The 14,701-nt window shown below is 36.4% G+C and carries 16 protein-coding genes; 7 read left to right on the forward strand and 9 right to left on the reverse strand.

The features are described from left to right. Window positions 1–37: 37 nt before the first annotated feature. A complete protein-coding gene (locus tag LRP81_RS00450; protein ID WP_230499267.1) occupies window positions 38–1,678 on the reverse strand; it encodes a Na/Pi cotransporter family protein in 1,641 nt (546 codons plus the stop codon). A gap of 239 nt (window positions 1,679–1,917) precedes the next feature. Between LRP81_RS00450 and LRP81_RS00455 the strand changes: the two genes are divergently transcribed. The 3 genes from LRP81_RS00455 (at window position 1,918) to ispG (ending at window position 4,334) form a co-directional block, all read left to right on the forward strand. Next, entirely contained in the window at window positions 1,918–2,445 is a 528-nt protein-coding gene (locus tag LRP81_RS00455) for a DUF1189 family protein (RefSeq protein WP_230499268.1), read from the forward strand. A 184-nt stretch (window positions 2,446–2,629) separates the two neighbouring features. Next, window positions 2,630–2,968: a hypothetical protein gene (locus tag LRP81_RS00460; protein ID WP_230499269.1), complete on the forward strand. Its 339-nt coding sequence runs from the start codon at window positions 2,630–2,632 to the stop codon at window positions 2,966–2,968. 268 nt (window positions 2,969–3,236) lie between these two features. Beyond that, the gene (ispG, locus tag LRP81_RS00465) at window positions 3,237–4,334 is read left to right on the forward strand and encodes a flavodoxin-dependent (E)-4-hydroxy-3-methylbut-2-enyl-diphosphate synthase (protein WP_230499561.1); all 1,098 of its coding nucleotides are present in this window, start codon (window positions 3,237–3,239) and stop codon (window positions 4,332–4,334) included. A 47-nt stretch (window positions 4,335–4,381) separates the two neighbouring features. On the opposite strand, the gene LRP81_RS00470 is transcribed toward ispG, so the two are convergent. Continuing rightward, a complete protein-coding gene (locus LRP81_RS00470; protein ID WP_230499270.1) occupies window positions 4,382–4,798 on the reverse strand; it encodes a DUF308 domain-containing protein in 417 nt (138 codons plus the stop codon). A 181-nt stretch (window positions 4,799–4,979) separates the two neighbouring features. Between LRP81_RS00470 and LRP81_RS00475 the strand changes: the two genes are divergently transcribed. Further along, window positions 4,980–5,561, forward strand: coding sequence for a 5' nucleotidase, NT5C type (locus LRP81_RS00475; RefSeq protein ID WP_230499271.1), 582 nt, complete (start codon window positions 4,980–4,982; stop codon window positions 5,559–5,561). A 126-nt stretch (window positions 5,562–5,687) separates the two neighbouring features. Here LRP81_RS00475 and LRP81_RS00480 read toward each other — a convergent pair whose 3' ends face one another. The 5 genes from LRP81_RS00480 to LRP81_RS00500 all read right to left on the reverse strand — a co-directional run bounded on the left by LRP81_RS00480 (window position 5,688) and on the right by LRP81_RS00500 (window position 9,704). Next, a complete protein-coding gene (locus LRP81_RS00480; RefSeq protein ID WP_230499272.1) occupies window positions 5,688–5,846 on the reverse strand; it encodes a hypothetical protein in 159 nt (52 codons plus the stop codon). A 121-nt stretch (window positions 5,847–5,967) separates the two neighbouring features. Next, the gene (locus tag LRP81_RS00485) at window positions 5,968–6,378 is read right to left on the reverse strand and encodes a Fur family transcriptional regulator (RefSeq protein WP_230499273.1); all 411 of its coding nucleotides are present in this window, start codon (window positions 6,376–6,378) and stop codon (window positions 5,968–5,970) included. Beyond that, window positions 6,375–7,214 carry a metal ABC transporter permease gene (locus tag LRP81_RS00490; protein ID WP_230499274.1) on the reverse strand — a complete coding sequence of 280 codons (840 nt, stop codon included), beginning with the start codon at window positions 7,212–7,214 and terminating at the stop codon, window positions 6,375–6,377. The genes LRP81_RS00485 and LRP81_RS00490 overlap by 4 nt, the downstream gene beginning before the upstream one ends. Continuing rightward, window positions 7,211–7,984, reverse strand: coding sequence for a metal ABC transporter ATP-binding protein (locus tag LRP81_RS00495; RefSeq protein ID WP_230499275.1), 774 nt, complete (start codon window positions 7,982–7,984; stop codon window positions 7,211–7,213). Before LRP81_RS00495 ends, LRP81_RS00490 begins: the two co-directional genes overlap by 4 nt. 322 nt (window positions 7,985–8,306) lie before the next feature. Beyond that, window positions 8,307–9,704, reverse strand: a complete 1,398-nt coding sequence (locus LRP81_RS00500; RefSeq protein ID WP_230499276.1) for a two-component system sensor histidine kinase NtrB — start codon at window positions 9,702–9,704, stop codon at window positions 8,307–8,309. 143 nt (window positions 9,705–9,847) lie between these two features. Between LRP81_RS00500 and LRP81_RS00505 the strand changes: the two genes are divergently transcribed. Further along, complete coding sequence (locus tag LRP81_RS00505) at window positions 9,848–10,102, forward strand: DUF2624 domain-containing protein (RefSeq protein ID WP_230499277.1); 255 nt, start codon at window positions 9,848–9,850, stop codon at window positions 10,100–10,102. A 129-nt stretch (window positions 10,103–10,231) separates the two neighbouring features. On the opposite strand, the gene LRP81_RS00510 is transcribed toward LRP81_RS00505, so the two are convergent. Next, window positions 10,232–11,137, reverse strand: a complete 906-nt coding sequence (locus LRP81_RS00510; RefSeq protein WP_230499562.1) for a deoxyribonuclease IV — start codon at window positions 11,135–11,137, stop codon at window positions 10,232–10,234. A gap of 68 nt (window positions 11,138–11,205) precedes the next feature. Next, the gene (locus LRP81_RS00515) at window positions 11,206–12,513 is read right to left on the reverse strand and encodes a DEAD/DEAH box helicase (RefSeq protein ID WP_230499278.1); all 1,308 of its coding nucleotides are present in this window, start codon (window positions 12,511–12,513) and stop codon (window positions 11,206–11,208) included. 343 nt (window positions 12,514–12,856) lie between these two features. Here LRP81_RS00515 and LRP81_RS00520 point away from each other — a divergent pair, with 343 nt between their 5' ends. Together LRP81_RS00520 and LRP81_RS00525 are read left to right on the forward strand one after the other, a co-directional pair. After that, complete coding sequence (locus LRP81_RS00520; RefSeq protein ID WP_230499279.1) at window positions 12,857–13,612, forward strand: YqfQ family protein; 756 nt, start codon at window positions 12,857–12,859, stop codon at window positions 13,610–13,612. A gap of 111 nt (window positions 13,613–13,723) precedes the next feature. Then, a complete protein-coding gene (locus tag LRP81_RS00525) occupies window positions 13,724–14,674 on the forward strand; it encodes a 4-hydroxy-3-methylbut-2-enyl diphosphate reductase (RefSeq protein WP_230499280.1) in 951 nt (316 codons plus the stop codon). Window positions 14,675–14,701 lie beyond the last annotated feature (27 nt).

Consider the following 14,701-nt stretch of genomic DNA (forward strand, 5'->3'; position numbering starts at 1 on the left):
CTATAAAAAGAGTCTGGTTTCCATACGTAATGGATGCTTATAAAGATTCGTGATCTTCACCTAATACTGCCTCAGCGATATTTACTGCATGATCTCCAATACGTTCTAAGTTACTAATGATGTCAACAAAAACGATTCCAGCTTGTCCGGTACATAAGCCTTCATTCATACGAATGATATGTTTTTTACGAAGTGAGCGTTCCATTTTATCAATCTGGTCCTCTTTCTTCCTTACATCATTAGCCAATTCTTTGTTATTTGTTTTTAAGGATTCAATTGCTTCTTTTACTGTAGTAATTGTTAAATTAAACATTTCTTCAAGATCTACTTCTGCAGCCTCTGTAAGCTCCACTTTGTTTCGAATTTGGTAATCAACCAATTCTACAACATTTTCAAAATGGTCTCCAATTCGTTCAATATCGCGAACTGTATCCATTAAAACAGAATGCTCTTCAGATTCATTATCGGTAAGAGAACTTGAAGACAGCTTCACAAGATAGTCAGTAATTTTACGATCTAAATTGTTAATGGCATCTTCTATTTGATATGTTTTTTCAGCATATTTGGACGTTCCTGTTTTTAAGTACTCGTGACTAGTTTCTAGACCTGCTATGGAGAATTCACCCATTCTAAGTACTTCTTCTTTTGCTTGCCCTAACGCAAGAGAAGGAGATTGCTCGATAAATATAGGGTCTAGATGTTTTGCCTTATACTCCATAATATGGTCTTCACCAGGAATAATTTTCGTTACAATCAAGGCGAGTAAACCAATAAACGGAAACTGAATAATCACATTCGCTACGTTATATGAACCATGCGCAAAAGCAATGGTCATTGCTGGATTCAGGTTTAACGTTGCTTGTAAATACTCAATGAATATTTGAAACGGTATCAAGAATATCATAATAATAATCGCACCGATTACATTGAACATTACGTGAGACATAGCAGCACGTTTAGCAGCAACACTAGTACCGATTGCAGCAAGAACTGCTGTAACTGTCGTACCGATATTGTCCCCGATTAAAACAGGCAATGCAGCACTAAGCTCAATTGCATCTTGTTGATATAACTGTTGAAGTACACCGATTGCTGCTGTGGAACTTTGAACAATTAGCGTAAATACTGTACCTACAACTAAACCTAAAATAGGATTATCACTCAATGATACGGTAAGATCAGCAAATGCTTGCAGCTCACTTAGTGGCTTTAGACCGTTACCCATTGTTTTTAACCCAAAGAAAAGAGCTCCAAAACCAAAGACGATTTGCCCTAGATATTGAATTTTGTGGTTTTTAAAGAAAAATAAAAGAACTGCTCCTACCGCAATGATTGGTAAGGCATACTCATCAATCTTTATCCCAATAATAAAAGCAGTTACAGTCGTACCGATGTTAGCACCCATTATAACACCGATTGCTTGACGTAAAGACATAAACCCTGCACTAACTAAACCAACTGTCAGGGCAGTCGTTCCAGAACTGGATTGGATAAGAACCGTTACAAAAATACCCGCTAATACACCCATAAACGGATTTGTCGTAAAACGATCTAGAATATCCCTCAGCTTATCACCCGCTGATTTTTGCAGTCCATCAGCCATGTATTTTATCCCGAAAAGAAAAATACCAAGACCACCAATAAATTCAAAAATAATCTTTTGAACATCCAAGTCCAATACTTTCAACCCCTTAATCTAAAAGCTTAATTACAGTCGACAAAAAACTACAATAAAAAACCCCCTACAATTATTAACGTAAAGTAACGACTTTGTAAATATCATTCACAATAAATTTACATTAACTTTACAATCTGTAACTTGAAATTTACATACGAATCATTGATGATTTTTTATTGTCCACTATGACGAGATAAGGTACGATAAGAAGTGATATTTAAACAAAAGGACTGACTGGATTGAGTATATTCTTACAATTAATAAAAAGTCTTTATTCTCCAAAAACTATGGCTGCTTTCCGCTTTCAAGGAATAGGCAAAACAATACTTTACGTATTTTTTCTTGTACTAGTTACTTCTATTCCCCTCTTTATTAGTTTTGGAACCAACGCATTTGATATTTTAGATAATTTAGATGAATCAACTGCAGACCTTGACCAATTAATGGTCATCTTTATCGTTTTGGGTTATATATATTTCAGTGGAATAAAGTTTGTTCAAATTAGTATTTTGGCAATGTTTGGATTAATTATTAAAAAATGGACTGGTCGCCATAACCTACAATATCGTCATTTATGGTTATTATCGGCTTATGCGGTGACATTACCTACCATTATCTTTTCTCTTTTGCAGGCATTTCAGATTGCTTCTCTAGGATCCGAGACTCTTTATCCCATCATCAGTTTCACAATTTGTCTCTTTATCCTTTTCCTAGTTATTAAACAAGTTAAAGTGAGAAAACCACAACCGCCATCAAATAAGATGTAAGTTGCTTTTACGATTTTAATTAATTTCACCTAATAAACGTTATTGTCGAGCACCTTTCCTAACAGTAGTTTTCAAGCAACGAGTTACAATCTTTTAGAACACCGATTCTTCGGTGTTTTTTTCGTCATATTATTCCCGGACAAGCATAGAATGAATTATGTTTTCATGTTTGGGAGGGAATAAAATGATTCGCCTACTAGTTGTAGCTTTAATTTGTATTACTATATACAGCATATATTTTGATTTAACTTCTGGAACAATACCGGAAGGAACATCAGCCATTGCCTCTGCTCCTCTCACAGACGACTCTTCTAACCAATTTGAAGAGATTTCTTCAAATGAACCTTACTTAGAAGTGGAAGTTATGGCAGGTGATACTGTGCTCACCATTGCCGAAAAAATTGCTAATAAACCCATACCCGTTTCCATTCAACAACTAATTGAGGACTTTCAAACTTTGAATGAAGGAATTTCTCCTGAAAAAATTCAAATAGGTAAAATATACAAATTCCCTGTCTATTAACAGGGATCTTTTCAGTTTTCTACTTGCATGTTGTTTGAAAGCTTTTTGTAAACTAAATGCAGGATAGGAATTCTAATTAAGTTCATAAAAACAACAAGGTTTGCGAAAACACCTATCTTTTTCACTTGTCATAAGGTCAGACGATTGTTAAAATATGTTTGGTGCTAGTGGTTAATACTAGCTTTTTTTTACATGAACAAGTAATCTGAAGGTAGATATGTTTTGATTTCTAGATCATTCCTAAAGGAGCGATTCATTCGTGAATGAAATAATACATCGTACAAAAACACGCCCAGTGAAGGTAGGTAACCTCACAATAGGTGGAAGTAACGAATTATTTATACAAAGTATGACAACAACAAAGACCCATGATGTTGAGGCAACGGTAGCAGAAATTAAACGATTGGAAGAAGCAGGCTGCCAGGTAGTGCGTGTTGCATGTCCAGACGAGCGAGCTGCAAATGCAATCGCCGATATAAAGCGTCAAATTAATATTCCACTTGTAGCAGATATTCATTTTGATTACAAGCTAGCCCTTAAAGCTATTGAAGGTGGAGTTGATAAGATCCGCATTAACCCTGGAAACATAGGGCGACGCGAAAAAGTGGAAGCAGTAGTAAAGGCGTGTAAAGAAAAAGGGATTCCTATCCGTATTGGAGTAAATGCCGGATCTCTTGAAAAAAGAATCATTGAAAAATATGGATATCCTACGGCGGATGGGATGGTGGAAAGCGCTCTTCATCACATAAAAATTCTCGAGGATCTCGATTTTCATGACATCATTGTCTCCATGAAAGCGTCAGATGTGAACTTAGCTATTGAAGCATATGAGAAGGCTGCAAAAGCTTTCGATTATCCTCTACATTTAGGCATCACGGAATCCGGTACTCTTTTTGCTGGAACTGTAAAAAGTGCCGCTGGCTTAGGTGCCATTTTAAATAAAGGGATTGGGAATACTTTACGTATTAGCTTAAGCGCAGACCCTGTAGAAGAAGTAAAGGTTGCTCGTGAATTACTAAAATCATTTGGTCTTTCTTCCAATGCAGCAACATTAATTTCATGTCCGACTTGTGGTCGTATTGAAATTGATTTAATTAGCATTGCGAATGAAGTGGAAGAATATATCTCTAAAATTAAAGCCCCAATTAAAGTGGCGGTGCTTGGCTGCGCAGTTAACGGTCCTGGCGAAGCAAGAGAAGCAGATATAGGAATTGCTGGTGCACGCGGAGAAGGTCTGCTGTTCCGTAAAGGGGAAATTGTTCGAAAAGTTCCTGAAGCGATTATGGTAGAAGAACTAAAGAAAGAGATCGACAAAATTGCGGAAGAATATTTTGAAAAACAAGAAGCAGAAAAGGCAAAAGCTTGACACCAAAATTGGTGTCAAGCTTTTTTTCTCAGTCATAGGCTGAGTGGTTAAAACAATGGCAAAACAAAAATTCCTACAACGATGGAAACGATACCGATCCCAATCGCCCATGCTCCTAACCCTTGCGCTCCTCGCTTACGTGCGATAAAGCCGACGATAATACCTGCAGCACCCATGATTATTGGAAGGAAGAACAAGGAAAGAATGGATAAAGCCAATCCTAATATCCCAAGCCCTCGTCCACTCATCCCCATCACATCACTGCGCTCTTCTTCAAATACTGCTTCTCTGTCCCTATTTCTATTCGATTCCACGACAGGAACACCGTTAACTCCTATTTCGGCAGCATGCTCTTCTAAGAAATCACGATGTCCTTTCGCTCTAGAAATATGAGGCTCTTCGTAAGCTACGTCTGAATCATAACGGTCAAGTTTCTCTTCGTTTTTCTCAAATTCACTCGCCATTCGTATCCCTCGCTTTCTAAGAAGTTAGGAGCATTACTTAGTATTAACAAGTACCACAAAAACATGGATGTTAATCTTTGCTAAGTTTTTTCTATGCTTAAGGAAAAATATAGTCTACATATTAATTTGACTAAGGGAAAATTATGATAAAATAATAAAAGGCATATGACAGGAGGATACTATGAAGAAGAGATTTGGCATCGATATTGATGGTACGTTAACTTGTCCTACAACGTTTGTACCCTTTATTAATGAAACACTTAACAGAAACATAACTTTAGATGATATGAAGCAATATGACCTTACGCCATTAATGGGCTTGACAGAAGAAGAATTTTGGAAATGGATGGATGAGATGGAACCCGTTATATACAAAGACGCTCCTCTCGCACAAGGAGCCCAATCCATTGTCCAAAAATGGAAGAATGAGTTTGATTTATACTTTATTAGTGCAAGACGTCAACATTTATTTGAAATAACTCAAAATTGGTTTTCTAAGCAGGCAATAGATTATAATCACTTGGAGCTTATTGGTACACATAATAAAATCGCCTCAGTGAAAAAACATCGTATCGATCTCTTTTTCGAAGATAAACATGACAATGCATGTGATATTAGTGAGGAATGTAAAATTCCTGTTATATTATTTGACACTCCTTACAATAGAGAACCAATCCCTCAAAATGTTTATCGGGTGCAAAATTGGTTAGAAGCTAACCAAGTGGTTCAATCTCTTTTAGAGAGAATGGCGATTCAAAAATAATAGCACGCCTTTGTGCTTAAGCTGACACTGTTAAAATTGACAAAAAAGGCTGCGTGACCCTCTTTTAAGAGATCATGCAGCCTTTTTATAGTTGTTGCTATTAATAGATTGCAAAACACAACTTTCTTATTTCGACATCGCACGCGTTAGATGGGTTTCGATCTCTTTTACAAATTCCTCTGTGCTGATTTTATTTCCGTTTGAACCCATCTCTTTTAGTTTCATCATAATGGTTAACAAATCTTCTCTCCTCAAGGAAGAAAGCTGTCGATTCGCTGTTATCAAAAGAATCACCCTTACTTAGTTCATTTAAGACATGATTCGTGTGCAATCACCATTTTTCGAGGGCACTCAAACGAAATAGGTGTTAGTTATTTATATATGATAGGAGGGAAAAAATGTGCCATCAAACACACGCTGGGCATTTGCCATATATTTCGAATTTATGACCTGTAACATCATATCCTTTTAAATTTTCAGTCAGGTTTTGCATCGGACAAGTATCAATTTCTTTTGTTTTTCCACACATTAAACAAATAAAATGATGATGATGATGACTTGTCGAACACGTGAAACGAAAGTGCTTTTCACCTGAAAGCTCCGTTGATTCCAAAATCTCCAAGTCCACAAACAAGGCAAGATTACGATAAATGGTATCAAAACTTAGTCCAGGATAATGATCCTTCATCGAATCTAATACATCTTTGGCAGTAAGGTATTTATCTTCTTTTGAGAAAAGTTCAAGCATTTCTTGTCTTTTGCCTGTATATTTATATCCTTGATTTTTCATTAACGTTAGTGCCTGTGAAACATTCACTTTTTTGTCCCCCTTATCTTATTCCAGATAATTGTCATCGTTAATATAACAACTGAAATAATGACAATTGTCCCTCCTGGAGCCAAATCAAGATAATACGATAATATAAGTCCACCGATTACCGCTATCTCACCAAATAAAATCGCCAGAAAAATAGTCTGTTTAAATCCCCTACTTAACCTCATACTTGCTGCGACTGGAAGCGTCATTAAGGAAGACACTAAAAGGATTCCAACAATTCGCATGGAAGCAGCAATCACCAATGCAACCATTACAATAAATATGAGATGGAACACTTTACTATTAACGCCTGACACCTTTGCGTGTTCTTCATCAAAGGATAGGACAAAAAATTCTTTATAAAAAAGAACAATTGTAATAACCACTGTAACCGCAACAACTAACACTGTCCATAAATCACTGCGGCTGACCGCACTTACACTCCCAAAAAGAAAGTTGAATAGATCCGTATTAAAGCCGTCTGCTAATGAAATAAAGATAACTCCTAACCCAATCCCCGAAGAAAGAATGATTGGTATCGCAAGCTCCTGGTAATGCTTATACACCGCACGTAATTTTTCAATAAATAGTGCCCCTGTTACAGAAAAAGCCATTCCAAAATAAATGGGACTAACTCCTACCATCAAGCCAAATCTCTTTTCCACCAGCAAACTTGCGGCTATGCCAGCAAGTGTGACATGACTAAGTGCATCGGCAATCAATGATAGTCTCCTCACAACTACAAACACACCTAACAATGGAGCAAGAAAACCAATCAGTATTCCTGTATAAAATGCATTCCTTAAAAACTCAAACTGCATCAGCGCTGAAATCATGATCTATGCCCTCCATCATGATGATTATGACTCAGAACATGAACATCATGACCATAAAACTGAGAAAGGTCAGTATTACGCATAGCTTCGAATTCATCGGTTACGCCATGGAAATGTAGATTTTTATTTAAACAAGCAACATGCGTTACCTTTTCCGTAATTGTTCCAACATCATGTGTGACAAGAATTAACGTGATACCTAGCTTCTTATTCAAATGAGCTAGCATCGAATAGAAGTTTTGCACATTTCTTATATCTACCCCAACTGTAGGCTCATCTAAAATTAGGAGCTCCGGCTCGCTTACCAATGCCCTTGCAATAAAAACCCGTTGCTGCTGACCACCAGAGAGATCACCAATATTTCTATTTGCAAATTCCTCCATTCCAACTGAATGAATAGCCTCCAAAATTTGCTCCTTATGTGACTTATTAAAAAAGCGGAATAAACCCACTTTTGATACTAAACCAGTTGATACCACTTCAAAAACGGTTGCAGGAAAACCTGAATTGAAACTGTTCGCTTTTTGAGAAACAAATCCAATTTGGCTCCAATCTTTAAATTTGCGAATATCTTTCCCAAAAAGCTCGATTGTTCCTTTATTCGGACGCAACAGGCCAAGAATGCATTTTAACAGAGTAGATTTTCCAGATCCATTCGGACCAACCAACCCTAAAAAAGCTCCTTTTGGGATACTTAAGTTTATATTTTCTATCACGTTCTGTTTTTCATATTTAAAAGATACATTTTTTATTTCCAATACATTTTCCAACATAATCACACCTTAAAGATAAGAATCATTACGATTTTATAACAATAGATTAGTATACATGACGTGAAGGAAAAAGTAAATCATGATGCCAGTTTGAATTACTGGAGAGAAGTAAAACATAAGGCGACTGAAGTTAGAAGGAAATGATCCATGCCACAATTATCTACGTTGTTAATTATTCAACAAAAAAAGCCTTATTCAGGCTTCATATTTAAACATTCTTAAATCATCCTGCAATAAATTACTCTACTCCAACTGACAATCGTTATCAATCAAGGTTAAAATCAGGCACTAATCCTACTAATTACACTCAATATCCCCTTTATTTCACTAGGGGCAGTCGGAAACAAAAAGTCGACCCTTCTCCTAATTTACTATCGATAAACAACTCTCCGTCGTGATCTTCAATAATTTTTTTACATAGTGGAATTCCAAGCCCATTCCCTTTTTCCTTTGTAGTAAAAAAAGGCTTGCCAATTCGGTCTAAAACTTCCGCGTTCATCCCTCTACCGTTATCAATCACCTTTATCTCATAAAAAGAATCTATTCGTTTAGCTCGAAGTAGAAACAGTTTATTCTTTTGGTCTGCAGGATATGCTTCAATTGCATTACGGAGAAAGTTTAGCATCACTTGCTTTATCATTGCCTCATTCACGATCACATTTTCTTCCACTTCATCTATCTCAAAGTCGAAATCTATATTATGTAGAAGACATTCTGATTGAAAAATATACACTAATGACTGAAATATTGCCTGAGGCTGGACCGACTGCTTTTTCACTTTTTTTCTGGAAACGGCAAGAAAGTCCTCAATGATAGCATTCATCCTATTAATTTCTGCCATGATGGTGTCATAATACTTGTTCCAATTATTTGTTATTTGGGAAAGTTGTATGAATCCTTTAATGACCGAAAGCGGATTTCTTAGTTCATGAGCCATCCCTGCTGAAATTTGTGACACTGATTCCATTTGTTGTTTGTATATCAGGAGGTTTTCAAACCTTTGTTGATACGATCTGTCATGAATAATAAAAAATACTTTTTGAGAGCGTTCAAAATGAATTCCTTGTATTTGAAAAAGCATATCATCATCATAGCAGATACGCTCTTTAAATGTCTTATTTGCCAATACCTCTTCATAGATCTCATATAGCTTTTCTTTTAAGAAAACAGGTGTTAAAAGATCTTGAAAGGCAAGATTATTGTAGCTTTCATCAACATCCAGTTCTAGTAATGTCATACATCTATTGTTTATGTATTCAATATTGCCTCCCTTTGAAAGGACAAGTATGGCAATATCTAATAGGTTCGTCATAAATTCATTAACTTTTAGTGACTGTTCTATTGTTCCATAATGGAGTGGCAATACAACTGAACTATCTTTACCTTCAATGATATGCCCACTCAGATAGATTCTCCCATCGGAATATAGCCCCGAATAGGCAACTTCGTAATATGTACCATTTAACCGATGAAACAAAAAACGTTTTAAACTTTTTCCATCTGCTTTGATAATTTGTTGCAAATATGTATATACTTCATTTCGGTTACTAGAAGGAAAACTTAGAAAAAAAGAACGTTCCTCCCCAATAGAATCCAAAAACTTACTTGCTTGTTCATTCCACTCTTCTATAAACCCATTTGCATTCAAGATAATTCTTAAATCTGAACTTAGTTTTTGAAAAATATTCTGTTCCTTCTTATCTATAATAAACGACAAGGTGACTCCCCCTTGTTACCAATGAATATCATTCGTTTATGGAATATTTTAATTATACAATAATTTCCCAACCGTTGTCATATTATTTCGTAAAGGTAGCCTTTTAGTTTTTTTAACATAGGCTATGATGGGAGGGATAACAGATGAATATTTATCAACAAATCGTAAACAAAAAGCTCCACACAATTACAGCTCAGGAATTATTAAAGTATAGTGGCGAATACGACATCTCACTAACAAATGATCAAGCAACGAAAGTCGCTGCATTGTTAAATTCTAAAAAAGTAAATGTCTTTAATACGTCTGAAAGAATTCAACTCATGAAAGAAGTTGCAAAAATTACTGGCCATGAAACCGCCAAAAAAGTAAATCAATTGTTTTTGGAGTTTACAAAGTAAATAAAATTCACCATGCTAAAATAATGGTGTATGAAATACCAAATATAAAAAGCCCAAGGGATGCTAATAAGAAAAATAGCATTCTTGGGCTTAATTTTATTTCATTTTAAACTTATAAAGGCTCTACAATCATTGATTAATAATGTTTTTTAACAATTCTTCATCAAATTGCTTGTTTTTAAGCATTTCTATTTCAAATTTGTATGGAGGTTTACGATCTTTTTTATCTTCACCAACATAAGGCGTTTCAAGGATTTTTGGAATGTGCTTTAATTGGTCATGATGCACAATGTAATTGATGGCATCAAATCCGATGTTCCCAAATCCAATATTTTCATGACGGTCTTTAGCAGCACCTCTAATATTTTTACTGTCATTAATGTGTAAAACCTTTAAACGATCAAGTCCGATTAAATCGTCGAAATGTTTTAATACACCATCAAAGTCATTTACAATATCATAGCCCGCATCGTGAACGTGGCATGTATCCAAGCATACCGAAATCTTTTCGTTTAGATGAACTCCATCAATGATAGTCGCTAGTTCTTCAAAGGCTTTACCACATTCAGATCCTTTTCCTGCCATTGTCTCTAACGCGATTTGAACATTTTGTTCCTTCGTAAGGGCTTCATTTAAACCTTTTATAATTTGGGCAATTCCAGCTTCCGCTCCAGCTCCAACATGTGCACCTGGATGCAAAACAATTTGTTTTGCTCCAATTGCGTCGGTCCTTCTTACTTCTTCTGCAAGAAAATTAACACCAAGCTCATACGTTTCTGGTTTTTGTGAATTACCAATATTAATAATATACGGAGCATGTACTACTATTTCGTGAATACCATGCTCTTTCATATGCGTAAGGCCAGCCTCTATATTTAAATCTTCTATCTTTTTTCTTCTAGTATTTTGAGGAGCACCTGTATAAATCATAAATACATTTGAACCATATGATGCAGCCTCTTCACTTGCTGCCAATAACATCTTTTTGCCGCTCATCGATACGTGAGAGCCGATTAATAAGTTTTCCACAAACATCACCTCATTAAAATTCATTTTTAATTTTAACATATGGATGTTGGGAATGGTTATGAAATTGCTTGTTCTTATCTTTTTTTCAAGCGTCTTTGTCTTTTTTTGTATTGCTCCACTTCATACTTGTGTTTCTTTTTATAACCCGGTTTTACCTTGGTGGACTTCTTAACGGCAGTTTTAGCTGCGATATCCACCTCATTCACTTGTTTTTTTCTGTTTTTCCGTTTATTTCTTGGGCCAATTTCCACCAGTTCACCAGCTTTTAAATCAACTTGTGTAAACTGTATGCCAAGGTTTTCAATATGACTTAGTGCCGCTTCGTCAGAAGGTTCGTAAATTGTTACAGCAATACCAGAATAATCTGCACGCGCTGTACGACCAACTCGGTGTACATAAAAGTCTAAATCTGTTGGAAGTTCAAAGTTAACGACATGACTAACCCCTTCTATGTCAATCCCTCTTGCCGCTAAATCTGTTGCCACAACATACTGGAATTCGAGATCATTTATTTGTTTCATCATTTTTTTGCGCTCTCGAGGGTTTAAGTCACCATGAATTCTCCCCACTCTCAGTCCCTGCTCTAATAGGGAATCTGCAACTTCATCAGCCTTCTTTTTCGTATTAGTGAACACAATAGCAAGAAATGGGTTATATTTCACTAAAATATCATGAAGTAATTTTGTTTTGCTTTTTGATTTTAGTGGGATAATTTGATGTTTAATTTTTTCTGCTGTAATCTGTTTTGGAGCAACATGTGTGTACTTTGGATTCTCCATGTATTTTCTTAAAAATGGTTTTAATTTTTCAGGAATTGTCGCAGAAAAAACGAGAATTTGTAATTTTTCCGGCATGGCAGCTGCTATTTTGTCCACATCTTCAATGAACCCCATATCAAGCATAAGGTCTGCTTCGTCAACCACAATTGTTTTCGCGGTATGCACAAGCAATGCATTCTCTACCATAAGATCCTTAATACGGCCTGGAGTACCAACTACAATATGCGGCTGCTGTTTTAGACGGTCAATCATTCTTTGTTTATCCGTTCCACCAACATAGCATCGTGCATTAATCATTTGATCTTCTTCGCTGAATTTGGTAATTTTCAAAACTTCCTGATAAATTTGGTTTGCAAGTTCTCTTGTAGGTGCTGTAATAACTGCTTGTACTTCTTGAACGGTTGGATCAATGTTGTTTATGATTGGAAGAAGAAATGCATGAGTTTTCCCTGTTCCTGTTTGTGATTGCCCAATGGCGCTTTCACCGTTTAATAGTGCTGGAATCATTCTTTCTTGCACTTCGGTTGGTTTTTGAAAGCGAAGTTCTTTTATCGCATTAAGGATAAACGGTTTTAATGGAAATCTTTCGAAATTTTTTGTCATATAATTTTTACCTCCGTGGTTGCATATGTGTCTAATAGGTTAAGTTAGTGTGAGCGAGCCTTCTCCATTTGATCAGAAAAATCATATATATTTCTAGATATATAAATAGTTGTTTTATTGAAGTATTGATCATATTTACATTTACCAGATCTATGTCTCGCATATTCTCTATACGAGTATGTCTCCCGATTTAAACCCCAAACAACTATTATAAAGGACTTTTCCCCTTTTGGCTACATTACGGTTGTGCCCATTCTTTACATACAATAAACATGTCAAGCCTTTGTCGCATAAATTAAAGAAGAGCATATAGACGAAAGATATTTATGAAAGGAGGATTACCATGTTATTTGGACCAAATCGACCTATGTCGCCAATGCAGCAACCATCTTTATTTCGTAATAACCCCTCTCCGTTTATGCAACAAGCACCTAAAAACTTATTTAATATGTTTAATATGCGCAATCCAAGCATGTCCAATATGCAGAATCCCATGATGATGATGAGAAATCAGTCACCTTTTATGGGAGGTATGGGAAATGTGGGAGGTGGAATGAATCCTGGAGGAATCATGAATGCTGGAGGAGGTAGTAGAGGTGGCGGACTACTTGCAAGATTACTCGGAAGAACAGGTGCAAGAAGCATCGGCAATATGGGTGGTCTTGGGCAACTAGCAAGTGGTGGTGGCGGTCTTGGACAGCTTGCCAATACTGGAGGAGGTCTTGGACAATTAGCTAATGCTGGTACCCTACAACAACTCGTTAATCCGAACAATCTAACTGGTATGCTTGGAAATGTTCAAAAAGCATTGAAGATGGCAGAGGGAGTTATGCCAATGGTTCAGCAATATGGACCTCTTGTACGCAATGTACCAGCTATGCTTAAACTGTATAGTGAGCTTAAAAATGTAGATGATGCAGAGGAAGAAAGTGAGAAGGAAGAAGAAGTAAAGGATTCAAAAGAGGATGCTTCAGAAGAAGCCTCAACTGAAAAAAAAGTACCTAAGAAGAAAAAGAAACGTGTCACCAAAAAGCCAGAGTCAACAGAAGCTGCGGAAGATAAACCTAAAGGAACTCCTGCCCCTAAGCTGTATATCTGATGGCTCCTAATATCTTCTTTTGTACTATCCTTCTAATTTATACTATAATAAGAGTAAGTAATGAGAGAGTGTTCATCCACTCTCTTTATTGATGTTAGGAGGGTAAACCTAATGGAGATTATTAAGATTGCCCCTCGCGGTTATTGCTACGGCGTTGTGGATGCGATGGTGATTGCTAGAAATGCCGCATTAGATACAACATTGCCTCGCCCAATCTACATTTTAGGTATGATTGTTCATAATAAACATGTAACAGATGCTTTTGAAGAAGAAGGTATTATCACATTGGACGGTGCAAACCGCCTTGAAATTTTAGATAAGATACAAGAAGGCACTGTAATCTTTACTGCCCATGGTGTTTCACCAGAAGTTAAGCGACTAGCACGGGAGAAAGGATTAACAACGATTGATGCCACATGTCCAGATGTTACTAGAACTCATGATTTAATTCGTGAAAAAGAAGCACAAGGATACGAAGTAATATATATCGGTAAAAAAGGACATCCAGAACCTGAAGGAGCTATAGGGGTTGCTCCTGACATCGTCCACCTAGTTGAAAATGAGGAAGATGTCGATCAGCTTTCCATCAATAGCGAAAAAATTATTGTTACAAACCAAACAACTATGAGCCAGTGGGATGTAGCTGACATTATGGTAAAAGTTCAGAAGAAATATCCGCATGTGGAGCAGCATAAAGAAATTTGCTTAGCTACTCAAGTTAGACAGGAAGCAGTTGCGGAACAAGCAGGACAGGCGGATGTCACGATCGTCGTGGGAGATCCAAAGAGTAACAACTCTAACCGGCTCGCGCAAGTATCAATGGAAATTGCTGGCACTCAAGCTTATCGCATTTCCGATATAAGTGAACTTAATGTGGAATGGCTAATGGAAGCGAAAACTGTAGCAGTAACGGCAGGAGCTTCCACTCCGACTCCTATTACTAAAGAAGTCATTCAATTTATTCAGCAATTTGATCCTTTTAATCAAGAAACATGGAAAACAGAAAAAACTGTACCATTAAAAAAAATATTACCTAAAGTAAAAAAAGCGAAAACTTCATAATGATTGCATATAGCCTATCTTAGTCTT

The organism is Sutcliffiella rhizosphaerae, from assembly GCF_917563925.1.
Lineage (GTDB): Bacteria > Bacillota > Bacilli > Bacillales > Bacillaceae_I > Sutcliffiella_A > Sutcliffiella_A rhizosphaerae.